The sequence below is a fragment of the Streptomyces sp. NK08204 genome (assembly GCF_020400585.1).
Taxonomy (GTDB): domain Bacteria; phylum Actinomycetota; class Actinomycetes; order Streptomycetales; family Streptomycetaceae; genus Streptomyces.
Genome location: NZ_JAINVF010000002.1, coordinates 13,743 through 27,948 on the forward strand (window position 1 = coordinate 13,743; position 14,206 = coordinate 27,948).

At 73.0% G+C, this 14,206-nt stretch carries 12 protein-coding genes and 1 pseudogene; 10 read left to right on the top strand and 3 right to left on the bottom strand.

Features of this window, described 5'->3' with window-relative positions:
- The first annotated feature begins 95 nt into the window (after positions 1-95).
- From K7G59_RS03215 to K7G59_RS03245, 7 genes are all read left to right on the top strand, one after another.
- A complete protein-coding gene (locus K7G59_RS03215; protein ID WP_225830275.1) occupies positions 96-938 on the top strand; it encodes a RodZ domain-containing protein in 843 nt (280 codons plus the stop codon).
- A gap of 90 nt (positions 939-1,028) precedes the next feature.
- Positions 1,029-2,507 carry a 30S ribosomal protein S12 methylthiotransferase RimO gene (gene rimO / locus K7G59_RS03220; RefSeq protein WP_225830276.1) on the top strand — a complete coding sequence of 493 codons (1,479 nt, stop codon included), beginning with the start codon at positions 1,029-1,031 and terminating at the stop codon, positions 2,505-2,507.
- Positions 2,504-3,277, top strand: a complete 774-nt coding sequence (gene pgsA / locus K7G59_RS03225) for a CDP-diacylglycerol--glycerol-3-phosphate 3-phosphatidyltransferase (RefSeq protein WP_225830277.1) — start codon at positions 2,504-2,506, stop codon at positions 3,275-3,277. The genes rimO and pgsA overlap by 4 nt, the downstream gene beginning before the upstream one ends.
- A complete protein-coding gene (locus tag K7G59_RS03230) occupies positions 3,274-3,819 on the top strand; it encodes a CinA family protein (RefSeq protein WP_225830278.1) in 546 nt (181 codons plus the stop codon). Before pgsA ends, K7G59_RS03230 begins: the two co-directional genes overlap by 4 nt.
- Before the next feature lie 109 nt (positions 3,820-3,928).
- Positions 3,929-4,303, top strand: coding sequence for a helix-turn-helix domain-containing protein (locus K7G59_RS03235; RefSeq protein ID WP_127177649.1), 375 nt, complete (start codon positions 3,929-3,931; stop codon positions 4,301-4,303).
- Between the two features lie 221 nt (positions 4,304-4,524).
- A complete protein-coding gene (locus K7G59_RS03240) occupies positions 4,525-4,995 on the top strand; it encodes a Dps family protein (protein ID WP_225830279.1) in 471 nt (156 codons plus the stop codon).
- 107 nt (positions 4,996-5,102) lie between these two features.
- Positions 5,103-5,381 (top strand): hypothetical protein, encoded by a 279-nt coding sequence (locus K7G59_RS03245; RefSeq protein WP_225830280.1) that lies wholly within the window; start codon positions 5,103-5,105, stop codon positions 5,379-5,381.
- Here the strand turns inward: K7G59_RS03245 and K7G59_RS03250 are convergent.
- The 3 genes and pseudogenes from K7G59_RS03250 to K7G59_RS03260 form a co-directional block, all read right to left on the bottom strand.
- A pseudogene (locus K7G59_RS03250) lies at positions 5,329-6,133 on the bottom strand (SDR family NAD(P)-dependent oxidoreductase). The gene K7G59_RS03245 and the pseudogene K7G59_RS03250 overlap by 53 nt on opposite strands.
- Positions 6,130-6,975: an Fpg/Nei family DNA glycosylase gene (locus K7G59_RS03255; protein WP_225830281.1), complete on the bottom strand. Its 846-nt coding sequence runs from the start codon at positions 6,973-6,975 to the stop codon at positions 6,130-6,132. Before K7G59_RS03255 ends, K7G59_RS03250 begins: the two are co-directional and overlap by 4 nt.
- Positions 6,976-7,042: 67 nt before the next feature.
- Positions 7,043-12,082 carry an ATP-dependent helicase gene (locus K7G59_RS03260; RefSeq protein ID WP_225830282.1) on the bottom strand — a complete coding sequence of 1,680 codons (5,040 nt, stop codon included), beginning with the start codon at positions 12,080-12,082 and terminating at the stop codon, positions 7,043-7,045.
- Positions 12,083-12,206: 124 nt separating this feature from the next.
- On the opposite strand from K7G59_RS03260, the gene K7G59_RS03265 reads away from it, so the two are divergent.
- From K7G59_RS03265 to K7G59_RS03275, 3 genes are read left to right on the top strand one after another with little or no spacing between them, the layout of a single operon-like run.
- Positions 12,207-13,046, top strand: a complete 840-nt coding sequence (locus tag K7G59_RS03265) for an AraC family transcriptional regulator (RefSeq protein ID WP_225830283.1) — start codon at positions 12,207-12,209, stop codon at positions 13,044-13,046.
- 22 nt (positions 13,047-13,068) lie between these two features.
- Positions 13,069-13,890, top strand: a complete 822-nt coding sequence (locus K7G59_RS03270) for an AzlC family ABC transporter permease (protein WP_225830284.1) — start codon at positions 13,069-13,071, stop codon at positions 13,888-13,890.
- A complete protein-coding gene (locus tag K7G59_RS03275; protein WP_225830285.1) occupies positions 13,887-14,195 on the top strand; it encodes an AzlD domain-containing protein in 309 nt (102 codons plus the stop codon). Before K7G59_RS03270 ends, K7G59_RS03275 begins: the two co-directional genes overlap by 4 nt.
- Positions 14,196-14,206 lie beyond the last annotated feature (11 nt).

Genomic DNA, 14,206 nt, shown 5'->3' on the forward strand with positions numbered 1-14,206 from the left:
GCGTACAAAGTCCACCGCCCGGTTGCCCCACCCTTTCGCACCCCCCCTAGACTGAGCTTCCAGCACAGGTGGCTACACGCTCGAAAGGCGCCCCCGTGTCCATCGGCAACTCCCCTGAAGACGAGCGTCCGTTCCCCGACGAGTCCCAGGAGGCCCGCACCTCCGTGGGCCGCGCCCTGAAGGAGGCGCGGATCGCGGCCGGGCTCACGCTGGACGACGTCAGCAGTGCCACTCGTGTCCGTATCGCCATCGTGCACGCCATCGAGGCGGACGACTTCGCCCCCTGCGGCGGCGACGTGTACGCCCGCGGGCACATCCGGACCCTGGCCAGGGCCGTGCACCTGGATCCCGCTGAACTGATCGCGCAGTACGACGCCGAGCACGGCGGGCGTCCCGCCCCCACCCCGGCCGCGCCCCTGTTCGAGGCGGAGCGGATCCGTCCCGACCGGCGGGGGCCCAACTGGACCGCGGCCATGGTCGCCGCGATCGTCGTCGTGATCGGTTTCGTCGGGTTCACCGCGGTCAGGGGCGGCGACGACGGGGGCGACTCTAAGTCACAGCTCGCCGAGGGCAGCTCGCCCACGAAGACCAGGTCCGCCTCGGCGAGGCCGAAGAAGGACACGCCGGCCTCGCCGACCGCCGCGCCGTCCGACAGCGCCATCGCCGCCGCCCCGCAGGACAAGGTCACCGTCCAGGTCAGTGCGGCGAACGGACGCAGCTGGGTCTCCGCCAAGGATCACAACGGCCGGATGCTCTTCGACGGGCTGCTGAAGACGGGCGAGTCCAAGACCTTCCAGGACAGCTCGAAGATCAATCTCATCCTGGGCGACGCCGGCGCCATCCAGCTCTACGTCAACGGCAAGAAGATCGAGGACGACTTCCGGCCGGGCGCGGTGGAACGCCTCACCTACACCAAGGGCGACCCCGAGGTCGGATAGGGGACCTCCGGGAGCGAGTCCGACGGGGGTGGCCGGGACCGACAACCCCGTCGACGTCGGGTGTCGGACAGACAAAGTAGTCTTGAGCCCATGCCTGAACGCCGTACCGTCGCACTCGTCACTCTCGGCTGCGCCCGTAACGAGGTGGACTCGGAGGAGCTCGCAGGTCGTTTGGAGGCGGACGGCTGGCAGCTCGTCGAGGACGCCTCGGACGCCGATGTCGCCGTGGTCAACACCTGTGGCTTCGTGGAGGCCGCCAAGAAGGACTCCGTCGACGCCCTGCTCGAGGCCAATGACCTCAAGGGCCACGGCAGAACCCAGGCCGTCGTGGCGGTGGGCTGCATGGCCGAGCGGTACGGAAAGGAGCTCGCCGAGGCGCTGCCCGAGGCCGACGGCGTGCTCGGTTTCGACGACTACGCGGACATCTCCGACCGTCTGCAGACCATCCTGTCCGGCGGCATCCACGCCGCACACACCCCGCGCGACCGCCGCAAGCTGCTGCCGATCAGCCCGGCCGAGCGGCAGGAGTCCGCCGCGTCCGTGGCGTTGCCCGGCCACGCCCCCAGCGATCTCCCGGACGGCCTGGCGCCCGCCTCCGGCCCCCGCGCGCCCCTGCGCCGCCGGCTGGACGGCGCCCCGGTCGCCTCGGTCAAGCTCGCCTCCGGCTGCGACCGTCGCTGCTCGTTCTGCGCCATCCCGTCCTTCCGTGGCTCCTTCATCTCCCGCCGACCCAGCGACGTGCTCAACGAGACGCGCTGGCTCGCCGAGCAGGGCGTCAAGGAGATCATGCTGGTCTCCGAGAACAACACCTCCTACGGCAAGGACCTGGGCGACATCCGTCTGCTGGAGTCCCTGCTGCCCGAGCTGGCCGAGGTCGACGGCATCGAGCGGGTGCGCGTCAGCTACCTCCAGCCGGCCGAGATGCGCCCCGGCCTCATCGACGTACTGACCTCCACCCCGAAGGTCGCCCCGTACTTCGACCTGTCCTTCCAGCACTCCGCGCCCGGCGTGCTGCGCGCGATGCGCCGCTTCGGCGACACCGACCGCTTCCTTGAGCTGCTCGACACCATCCGGAGCAAGGCCCCCGAGGCCGGTGTGCGCTCCAACTTCATCGTCGGCTTCCCCGGCGAGACCGAGGCCGACCTCGCCGAACTGGAGCGCTTCCTGACCGGCGCCCGCCTGGACGCCGTCGGCGTCTTCGGATACTCGGACGAGGAGGGCACCGAGGCGGCGACCTACGACAACAAGCTCGACGAGGACGTCGTCGCCGAGCGCCTCGCCCACATCTCCCGGCTTGCCGAGGAACTGGTCTCGCAGCGCGCCGAGGAGCGCGTCGGGCAGACCGTGCGGGTCCTCGTGGAGTCCGTGGACGACGAGGACGAGGACGGCGTGTACGGCCGCGCGGCCCACCAGGCCCCGGAGACGGACGGCCAGGTGCTGTTCACGAGCGGCGAGGGCCTGAGCGTCGGACGTATGGTCGAGGCGAAGGTGGTCGGTACGCAAGGTGTCGACCTGGTGGCCGAGCCGCTCACCGGCTCGGCCGGGTGCAGTGAGGAGGCGGGCAGATGACCGGAGTCCCGGCATCCGCCGCGGGCGGCTCCTCCGGCGGGCAGGGCGCACGGGGCTCCGCCGCCGCTGCCGACGGTGCTCCCCAGGCCTCCGGTGCCGCTTCCGGTCCCGCCGGTCCGGCTCCCGACCCGCAGGCCGGCGGCCGGCCCGCGCGCGGCGGGAAGCTGGCCGCCGCGGCCGTCAACCAGGCCAGCGTGTGGAACGTCGCCAACCTGCTGACCATGCTCCGGCTGGTCCTGGTCCCCGGCTTCGTGGCGCTGATGCTGGCGGGCGGCGGCTATGACCCGGCCTGGCGCTCGCTGGCCTGGGCGGCGTTCGCCATCGCCATGATCACAGACCTGTTCGACGGGCACCTGGCGCGCACCTACAACCTGGTCACGGACTTCGGGAAGATCGCCGACCCCATCGCCGACAAGGCGATCATGGGGGCGGCGCTCATCTGTCTGTCCGCCCTGGATGACCTGCCGTGGTGGGTGACGACCGTGATCCTCGGCAGGGAACTCGGGATCACCCTGCTGCGTTTCCTGGTCATCCGCTACGGCGTGATCCCGGCGAGCCGGGGCGGCAAGCTCAAGACGCTCACCCAGGGCGTCGCCGTCGGAATGTACGTCCTGCCACTGACGGGGTGGCTGGCGACGCTGAGGTTCTGGGTGATGGCTGCGGCCGTCGTCCTGACCGTCGTCACCGGCCTCGACTATGTAAGACAGGCCATTGTGCTGCGGCGCCGGGGAATTGCCGAGCGCGCGGCAGCGTTGGAGGAGGAAGTGTGAGTTCCATGGCCACCGAACTGGTGCGGCTACTGACCGTGAGGGGCGAGACCCTCGCCGTCGCGGAGTCGCTCACCGGTGGCCTGGTCGCGGCTGAGATCACGGCGGTCCCCGGAGCGTCGAAGGTCCTCCAGGGTTCGGTCACCGCCTACGCCACCAGGCTGAAGCACGAGCTGCTGGGCGTCGACGCCGCCCTGCTGGCCGCGCACGGAGCGGTGGATCCGCAGGTCGCAGCCCAGATGGCGGCAGGAGTGCGCAAGGCGCTGGGCGCCGACTGGGGTATCGCGACGACCGGTGTCGCCGGCCCGGACCCACAGGACGGCAAGCCCGTCGGGACGGTGTTCGTGGCCGTCGACGGCCCGCTCACCGGGGGCCCCGGTTCTGCCGGTGGCGGAAAAGTCGAGGCCCTGCGGTTGAACGGCGGCCGTGCGGAAATCCGTATGGAGAGTGTACGGAGCGTACTCGCACTGCTTCTGAAGGAGCTTGCGGGCGAACAGACCGGAAATGAGCGGGCACAGGATACGGAACGGAACGGGGGGTTTTGATGTTTGCAGCCCTGAGTGAACACGACATCGCTCCCCGCACGGCCGCGGCGCAAGGCGGTACGGTGGGGCGAGAAGGATGCGGCTACGCGGTCCGAGGAGGGAGCCACCGATGATTCTGCTCCGTCGCCTGCTGGGTGACGTGCTGCGTCGGCAGCGCCAACGCCAGGGCCGTACTCTGCGCGAAGTCTCCTCGTCCGCCCGAGTCTCGCTCGGCTATCTCTCCGAGGTGGAGCGGGGGCAGAAGGAGGCTTCCTCCGAACTGCTCGCCGCCATCTGCGACGCGCTGGACGTACGGATGTCGGAACTCATGCGAGAGGTGAGCGACGAACTGGCGCTCGCCGAGCTGGCCCAGTCCGCCGCGGCCACCGAGCCCGTGCCCGCGCCGGTCCGTCCGATGCTGGGTTCTGTGTCGGTGACCGGTGTGCCACCGGAACGAGTGACCATCAAGGCGCCTGCCGAGGCGGTGGACGTCGTCGCCGCGTGAGGTTCGCCCGCGCGGCTCAACCGTCCGACAGCGGCCTGACGGCCCCATGTGAGTGAAGCCCTGGCCAGGCTCTCCGGGAAGACCCGGGGAGTCCGGCCAGGGCTTTCGTGTCGCTGCCGACACCTGCCCCGTTCAAACCCTTTGCGTCCGTTTGCTGGTATTCGGTGGGGCGGTCATCGTGAAAGGCGTCATGTGATGGCAGCGAGGTACGGAGGAAGCGGATGTACGTGGTGAAGAGCCCGTTGACCGATGCGGACCTGAAAACCGTGTCCGAGGCGCTGCAGGGCGCACTCGTGGACTTGGTGGACCTCGCCCTGGTCGCCAAGCAGATCCACTGGAACGTCGTCGGGCCCCGCTTCCGCTCCATCCACCTCCAGCTCGACGAGGTGGTCGACACTGCGCGTGGCTACTCCGACACGATGGCCGAGCGGGCCTCGGCGCTGGGGGTACCGCCCGACGGGCGCGCGGCGACGGTGTCCTCCAGCAGCGGCATCGGGAACACCCCGGCCGGCTGGATCAAGGACACCGACGCGGTCGGGACGATGGTGGAGGCGCTCGGCCTTGTGATCGTTCGGATGCGGGAGCGGGTGGCGGCGACCGCCGAGGCGGATCCGGTCTCCCAGGACATCTTCATCGGGGCCACGGCGGACCTGGAGAAGCATCACTGGATGTTCCAGGCCGAACACGCCTAGCGGTCCTGTCCCATGATCTGGCGTTGCACCGGTGAGCCGCTGGTGCGCCCTACGGGACGGGCGGGCGACCTCCTAGCGTCCGGGACTGGAGGGCTGGAGGTGGTGCCATGGTGGGGCGGACAGCGCGCTGGGGGGCCGGACTGACGCTGGGCGCGGTGTGGTGGTGGGCCGTGCTGCGCCTCGCACTGGGGGAGGGCGCGGGAGTGGTCGAGGGGGCCGTCGCCGTCGGCGGGTGGGGGCTGAGTCTGCTCCCCGTGCACTGTGTGCCCAAGGGGCGGGCGGCAGGGGCCGTGCAGACGGGGCGGTGGAAGGCCGCCTGGCGGGTGGGGGACGTCACCAGGGCATCGCCGCACCCCCGTTCGGGCGAAGCGTCTGGCCGGTCGTGAACGCCGACGCGCCCGACGCCAGAGACACCGACGCCAGAGACAGCACCGCGTGCGCCACGCCCCGGGCACGCCGGCCCGGTCCAGCGGCGACATCGGGGAAAGCGCCGCCTCTGGTGCGCGCACACCCTCGCGGTCGGGGCGGGTGGTCAGGGGGCGCACCCCGGCGTGATCGTGTTGAGCGGATGCCGTGCCGGCCGACCTCGATGGCCAGCGTGCTGGTCGGCTGTGCCACTGCCGCCTTCGCTGCGCCGTGGCAGAGCCGCCCGGCCGCCGGTGTCGATCGCGCCGGAGGCCATCGTGACGATGCTGTCCCGGGTGCCGCCGGCGGTCATCAGCGGGTCGCCTCCTGGCACGTGTACAGCAGGCCCTTGAAAATGATGTTCAGCACCCGGTCGAGATCCTCGTCCCGGGTCCTGACAACGGGGCTGCTGTGCATGGGCCCGACGACGGCCGCCGGCACGTCCAGGCGCCCGCGGGACCGCACGGCCTCGCCGGGCCGGGCCCGGTCGGTCACGTCGAGGACGGGCAGGTGTGCTGTGCCGCCGCGGTCCCGGACCGGCTCCGCCGTGCCGTGCAGGCTGTTCGCGTCCCGGTCGGCGCAGTGCACCGTAGCGCCCGCCTCGGCGAGCAGGACGGGGCAGGCCCGGCCGATGCCGCCGACGGCTCCGGTGACGAACGCGGTGCGCCCGGTGAGGTCGTACGCCGTGAGGGGCGTGCGGGGAACCGTACGGAGGTTTCTGACGGGACGTCAGTCAATGCGGCGGGGATACCGCTCCCGCCATCTCTGTGGTGCTCCCATCGCGGGAGCCGGGCCCGCCTGGCAGGCCGGGCACCAGTAGGTGGGGCGGTCCTGGGAGCCGTCTCCCTGGTCGGCCACCCGGACGGAGGTGCCACAGCGCAGGCAGGGGCGGGGTGCGCGGCCGTAGACGAACAGGTCGTGGCCGCGCAGGCCCGTCGTCTGCCGGACCGGGCGGTCGCGGTTGGTCTCCAGCAGTTTCCGGGCGAGGGCCGGCAATTTCCGGGCACGGTCCGCGGGCAGTGCGCCGACCGGCAGCCAGGGCGTCACGCCGAGAAGGAAGCACAGCTCGCTCTTGTAGACATTGCCGACGCCGGCCAGGTTGCGCTGGTCGAGCAGGGCCTCGCCGAGCGGGCGGACGGGGTCCGCGAGGAGGTTGGCCAGGGCGCGGTCGGGGTCCCAGTCCGGGCCGAGCAGGTCGGGGCCGAGATGGCCGACGGCACCCTCCTCCTCCGCGGTGCGCAGCAGCTCCAGCAGCTGAAGGCGGTAGCCGACGGCCGCGCGGTCGGCGGTGCCGAGGATCACGCGGATCTGGTGCGCCGGCCCGCCGCGCCAACGCTCGCCCGCGCCGTACACCTTCCACGACCCCTCCATCCGCAGGTGCGTGTGCAGCGTCAGGCCGCCCTCGAAGCGGGTGAGCAGGTGTTTACCGCGCGGCACCGTGTTCAGCACGGCCCGGCCGGTGAGGTCGACCGTCGCGTACTGCGGCACCCGGAAGTCGCTGCGGGTCAGCGACTTGCCCGCGAGGGCCTCGTGCAGCCGCCGCGCGGCCTGCCAGACCGTGTCACCTTCGGGCATGCGTCAAGGGTGCCACGTGCGGGTGACGCCCGCGGGGCCCCGGTGGACCGGCCGTGGCGCGCGCTCGTCACGGTCTGAGCCGCAGCCCGCGCGGGGTCGCCACGAAGCCCGCTCCCTCCAGGAGCGTGCCTATCGGCGAGGTCAGCGCCTGGACGCCGTTGATCCGCTCCACGGTGACCGTGCCGAGGGTGCCCGCCCGGGCGGCGGCTGCCAGGGCCTCCGCTGCCGTACGCAGGCGGAAGTCGTCGGTGACGGCGGTGTCCGGGGCGGCCGGCCAGGCCAGGAGTGTCTTGCCGCCGCGCTCCATGTACAGCGTGAGTTCGCCCTCCATCAGGACCACGAGCGAGCCCGCCTTGCGGCCCGGCTTGTGCCCCGCCCCGGTCGGTGGCTCGGGCCAGGGCAGGGCCGCGCCGTAGGCGTTCGCGGGGTCGGCCGCCGCGAGGACGACGGCGCGCGGGTCGGGGGACGAGCCATGGGTGCGGTGGCCGCCGACACCCCGGTGCGCGCCTGGGCCGTATGAGGAGGCAGCGCCGTAGGAGGAGGCGGCATTGTGGGAGGGGGCCGAGCCGTACGGGGAAGTGGGGCCGTACGCGGAGGTGGGGCCGGTGCCTCGGGGACCACCGTGGCCCGGGGAGGCGAAGGGGTCGGGGAGATCGCGCGGGGAGACGTGCTCGCCGGGGACGGTGGGCTGCTCCGGCGGCCAGGTGAAGTCGCCGTCGAGGCCGGGGTGGGCGAAACCGCCGGCGTCGTCGAGGACGCCGGGTGCCGTGTGGCCGTGGAGGCCGCCGCCGGCCGGTGCGAAGCCGTTTTCCGGGCCGCTCCCGTCGCCGAGGAAGGCCGGAGCAGGCAGGCCCTCGCCGCGGTCGCGGGCGTTGGACACCGCGCGGAGTCGGTCCACGGCGCCGTCCATCGCGAACTGGGCCGCGCCCAGCCCCTCGACCACGTAACCGCGCCGGGCCTGGCCGCTCTCCTCGAAGGCGGACAACACCCGGTACACCGCCGAGAATCCGCCCTCGACACCCTCTGCCGCCACCGCTCCCCGGGTGACCACGCCATGCCGGTCGAGGAGGATGCGGGCCAGCGCGTGCGCGCGCACGGTGGGGTCCGGCTCGGCCGCGGGCAGCAGCGACCAGCGGCCGGCCACGGTCGGCGGGCCGGTGCGGGAGGTGGCACGGGCGGCGGCCGTCAGGGAGCCGTAGCGCCCACGCGGCACGGAGCGTTTGGCGCGGTGGGCCGTCGACCCCGCCGTACGGCCGGAGCCCAGCAGCGAACGCATCGGTGCGAGGGTGTCGTTGGTGAGCCGGCCCGTCCAGGCCAGGTCCCAGAGCGCATCGGCCAGTTGGGGATCGGTGACATCGGGGTGCGTGGTGGCGCGTACCTGATCGGCTATCTGACGGAAGAACAGGCCGTAGCCGCCGGAGAGGGCGTCCAGGACGGACTGGTGGAGCGCGGTCTGCTCCAGCGGGTGCGGCGGCGGGAGCAGCAGCGGTGCGGCGTCCGCCAGATACAGCGACACCCAGCCGTCCTTGCCGGGCAGTGCGCCCGCGCCGGCCCACACCACCTCGCCGGCGGCGGTCAGTTCGTCGAGCATGGACGGCGTGTAGCCGGCCACGCGGGAGGGCAGGACCAGCTTCTCCAGTGCGGAGGCGGGCACGGACGCCCCCTGCAACTGCTCGATCGCGCGCACCAGTCCGTCGATGCCGCGCAGACCGTGTCCCTTGCCGATGTGCTGCCACTGCGGCAGGAACTGGGCGAGAGCGGGCGCGGGCACGGGCTCCAGCTCATGGCGCAGGGCCGCCAGGGAGCGGCGGCGCAGACGGCGCAGGACGGCCGCGTCGCACCACTCCTGGCCGATGCCCGCGGGATGGAACTCGCCCTGCACGACCCGGCCGCCCGCGGCCAGCCGCTGCAGGGCACCCTCGGTGACCGCCACGCCGAGGCCGAAGCGGGCCGCCGCCGTGGCCGACGTGAACGGGCCGTGAGTGCGGGCATAGCGCGCGAGGAGGTCACCGAGCGGGTCCTTCACCGGTTCGGTGAAGGCCTCGGGGACGCCCACCGGCAGCGCCGTGCCGAGCGCATCGCGCAGCCGGCCCGCGTCCTCGACGGCCGCCCAGTGGTCGGCGCCGGCGATACGCACCCGGATGGCCCGGCGGGCGGCGGCCAGCTCCCGCGCCCACCGCGGCTCGGCACCCCGCTCGGCCAGCTCGGTGTCGGTCAGCGGGCCGAGCAGCCGCAGGACGTCGGCGACACCCTCGACGTCCTTGACCCGCCTGTCCTCCGTCAGCCACTGCAGCTCGCGCTCCAGCTCGGCCAGGACGTCCGCGTCCAGCAGCTCCCGCAGCTCCGCCTGGCCCAGCAGCTCGGCCAGCAGCCGCGAGTCCAGGGACAGCGCGGCGGCGCGGCGCTCGGCGAGTGGGGAGTCGCCCTCGTACAGGAACTGGGCGACGTAGCCGAAGAGGAGGGAGCGGGCGAACGGCGACGGCTCCGGCGTGGTGACCTCGACCAGGCGCACCCTGCGGGACTCGATGTCCCCCATCAGCTCCACGAGACCGGGGACGTCGAAGACGTCCTGGAGGCACTCGCGGACCGCTTCCAGGACGATCGGGAACGAACCGTACTCGCTCGCCACCTGGAGCAGTTGCGCGGCCCGCTGGCGCTGCTGCCACAGCGGGGTGCGCCTGCCGGGGTTGCGGCGCGGCAGCAGCAGCGCGCGGGCGGCGCACTCGCGGAACCGGGAGGCGAACAGCGCGGAGCCACCGACCTGGTCGGTGACGATCTGGTCGACCTCGCCCTTGTCGAAGGCGACGTCCGCCGCGCCCACCGGCGCCTGCTCGCTGTCGGCCGCCGTGCCGAGGGGGCTGCCCGCCTTCATGGGCTCCTGGTCGAGGAGGTCCAGGCCCATCAGGTCGGCGTCGGGCAGGCGCAGCACGATGCCGTCGTCGGCGTGCATGACCTGCGCGTCCATGCCGTAGCGCTCGGAGAGGCGGGCGCCGAGGGCGAGTGCCCAGGGGGCGTGGACCTGGGCGCCGAACGGGGAGTGCACCACGACCCGCCAGTCACCCAGCTCGTCACGGAAGCGCTCGACCACGATCGTACGGTCGTCCGGGACATGGCCGCAGGCCTCGCGCTGCTCGTCCACATAAGACAGCACGTTGTCCGCCGCCCACGCGTCCAGACCCGCCGCGAGCAGACGCAGCCGGGCGTCGTCCCTGGCCAGCGCGCCGACCTCGCGCAGGAACGCACCCACCGCGCGGCCCAGCTCGAGCGGGCGGCCCAGCTGGTCGCCCTTCCAGAACGGCAACCGGCCCGGCACGCCAGGTGCAGGGGACACCAGGACGCGATCGCGCGTGATGTCCTCGATCCGCCAGGAGCTGGTGCCGAGCGTGAAGACGTCCCCGACCCGGGACTCGTACACCATCTCCTCGTCCAGCTCGCCGACCCGGCCACCGCCCTTCTTGGGGTCGGAACCGGCGAGGAACACCCCGAAGAGGCCGCGGTCCGGGATCGTGCCGCCGGAGGTGACGGCGAGGCGCTGGGCGCCCGGCCGGCCGGTGACGGTGCCCGCCACCCGGTCCCACACCACGCGCGGACGCAACTCCGCGAACGCGTCGGACGGGTAGCGGCCCGCGAGCATGTCCAGCACCGCCGTGAACGCGGACTCGGGGAGCGCGGCGAAGGGCGCCGCGCGGCGGACCGTGGCGAGCAGGTCGTCGAACTGCCAGGTGTCCAGTGCCGTCATGGCGACGAGCTGCTGCGCGAGCACGTCCAGTGGGTTGGCCGGCACCTTCAGGGACTCGATGGAGCCCGAGCGCATCCGCTCGGTGACCACGGCCGCCTGGACCAGGTCACCCCGGTACTTGGGGAAGACGACACCGGTGGACACGGCCCCCACCTGGTGCCCCGCGCGGCCCACGCGCTGGAGCCCGGAGGCGACCGAGGGCGGGGACTCGACCTGGACGACCAGGTCGACGGCGCCCATGTCGATGCCCAACTCGAGGCTGGAGGTGGCGACCACGGCGGGCAGCCGGCCCGCCTTCAGATCCTCCTCGACCAAGGCGCGCTGCTCCTTGGAGACCGAGCCGTGGTGCGCACGGGCGATCACCGGGGGTGCGCCCTGGGCGGCGCCCGAGCCGCCCATCAGCTGGGCGGGGGAGTGATGTTCCTGCAGCGTCTCGCCGGTCGCGCGTTCGTAGGCGATCTCGTTGAGCCGGTTGCACAGCCGCTCCGCGAGGCGCCGGGAGTTGGCGAACACGATCGTGGAGCGGTGCGCCTGCACCAGGTCGGTGATCCGCTCCTCCACATGCGGCCAGATCGACGGCCGCTGCGCGCCCTCGTCGGCCACGGGAGAACCGCCCAGCTCGCCCATGTCCTCGACCGGGACGACGACGGACAGGTCGAACTCCTTGCCGGACTCCGGCTGGACGATCTCCACCTTGCGGCGCGGCGAGAGATAGCGGGCGACCTCGTCCACCGGGCGCACGGTCGCCGACAGGCCGATCCGGCGGGCCGGCCTGGGCAGCAGCTCGTCCAGGCGTTCCAGGGAGAGCGCGAGATGGGCGCCGCGTTTGGTGCCCGCGACCGCGTGCACCTCGTCCAGGATCACCGTCTCCACGCCCGTCAGCGCGTCACGCGTGGCCGACGTGAGCATCAGGAAGAGCGACTCGGGGGTGGTGATCAGGATGTCCGGTGGCCGCGTGGACAGGGCACGGCGCTCGGCGGCCGGGGTGTCGCCGGAACGGATTCCGACCCGCACCTCGGGCTCCGGCAGGCCGAGGCGCACGGACTCCTGGCGGATGCCGGTCAGCGGGCTGCGCAGGTTGCGCTCGACATCCACCGCGAGGGCCTTCAGCGGGGACACGTACAGCACCCGGCAACGCTTCTTCGGATCGGCCGGGGGAGGGGTCGAGGCCAGCTGGTCCAGGGCGGCGAGGAACGCAGCCAGCGTCTTGCCCGAGCCGGTCGGGGCCACCACCAGCACGTCCGAGCCCTCCCGGATGGCCCGCCATGCGCCCGCCTGGGCCGCGGTGGGCGCGGAAAAGGCCCCCGTGAACCAGCCGCGGGTCGCGGGGGAGAAGCCGTCGAGGGCCCAGTGTGCGGAGCTGACCATGCGTCCATCCTGCACCCGGCCACTGACAATCGGTCCGACCTGGGGAAAGGGGGCGGTGCAGGGGCGGGGGCACCCCGAGGGGCCGACCGGTCACGGTCCGTCGGCGGGGCGGACAATGGACCGTATGGCGGGTTCAGCGGAGCGGGCACGGCACTGGCGGTACGAGGAGCTTCCCGGGGTCGACCTGCTGCGGGCCCGGTACGTCGGCAAGACCTTCTCCCGGCACACCCATGAGCACTTCGTGATCGCGGCCATCGCCGAAGGCGCCGAGGTCTTCGCCCACCGCGGCACCGACGTCTTCGCCGGTGCGGGCGCCCTCGCCCTGGTCAACCCGGACACCCCGCACACGGGCCGGGCCGGCGTCCCCGAGGGCTGGCGGTACGGTGCGCTCTACCCCTCGCCCGAGGTGGTCGGCGCGATAGCCGCCGAGATCACCACCCTGCGCGGCACCCCCGGTTTCGTCAGTCCCGTCCTGGACGATCCGTACACCGTCCGCCTGGTCCACCAGGTGCTGCGCGCCGCCGACGAGGGCAACGCGCTGGCCGCGGACACCCTGCTGCGGGTCGCCGTGACCAGGCTGCTGCGGCTGAACGGGGGCCCGCTGCCGCAGCGGCGGTCACGGACGGCCGGAGCCGTGATCGCCGCACGCGCGCGTGCGGTGCTGCAGGATCGGATGGCCGCCCCGCCGACCCTCGAGCAACTGGCCGGCGACCTCGGCACCAGCCCCTTCGCGCTACTGCGTGCCTTCCGCGCCGCGTACGGCATGCCGCCGCACACCTGGCTGACCGACGCGCGCGTGCGCCGCGCACGATTCCTCCTGGACGGCGGTACGGCCCCGGCGGAAGCTGCCGTCGCGGTCGGCTTCAGCGACCAGCCCCACCTCACCCGGCACTTCACCAGGATCGTCGGCGTGCCTCCGGGGGCCTATCAGCGCGAGCGCAAGAACGTACAAGACCCGAGGTGAGCGCCGCCCGTACGGTCCAGGCGTGACACAGCGGACACCCATCACGGACCGGGCAGGCGACGCGGCAGCGGGCAAGCCCGACGCAGCCGTCGTACGCGACGCCCTGGGAGTCGGAGTCGCCGTCGGGCTCTCCGGGCTCGCGTTCGGGGTGACCTCGGCCGGCAGCGGGCTCGGGCTGCTCCAGACCTGCGCCCTCAGCCTGCTGGTGTTCACCGGCGCCTCCCAGTTCGCCCTGGTGGGAGCGCTCGCCGCGGGCGGCAGCCCGTTCACGGCCGCCGCCGGTGCCTTCTTCCTGGGGGTGCGCAACGCGTTCTACGGGCTGCGTCTGTCCCAGTTGCTCGACGTCCCACGCGCGGTGCGGCCGTTCGCCGCGCAGTGGGTGATCGACGAGACCACGGCGGTCACCCTGGCCCAGCCCACCCGGCGCGCCGCCAGGATCGGCTTCACCGTGACCGGGCTCAGCCTGTACCTGCTGTGGAACCTCACCACGCTGCTCGGCGTGCTGGGCGCGAAGGCCATCGGGGACACCGGCGCCTGGGGCCTGGATGCGGCCGGTCCGGCCGTCTTCCTGGCCCTGCTCGCCCCCATGCTCAAGACACCCACCGAGCGCGCGGTCGCGGGCCTCGCCGTGCTGCTGGGGCTCGGGTCGCTGCCCGTGCTGCCGGCGGGCGTACCGGTCCTGGTGTCGGCCCTGGCGGCCCCGCTCGCGCTGTACGCCGAGGGCCGCCGCGGCGGTCGTACCCAGCCGGCGGCACAGGGTTCGACGGACCTGACGCACGCGGCGGAAATCACGGATACAGCGGATACGGCGGACATCGCGGACGGACGGGAGCAGGGCTGGTGAACACCTGGATCGCGATCGGCGTCACCGCCCTCGGCTGCTACGCCCTCAAGCTCGCCGGACTGCTCGTGCCCGCCGGCGCCGTGGAACGGCCGCTCGTCCGGCGACTCGCCGCGCTGCTGCCCGTCGCCCTCCTGGCCGCGCTGACGGCCCAGCAGACCTTCGCGCACGGCCAGAGCCTCGTCCTGGACGCCAGAGCCGCCGGGCTCGGCGCAGCCGCCGTGGCGCTGCTGCTGCGCGCACCGTTCCTGCTGGTCGTCACGGCGGCCGTGGTGGTCACGGCCGCGGTGCGCGCCCTCGGCGGTTGAGCGCGCCGGGG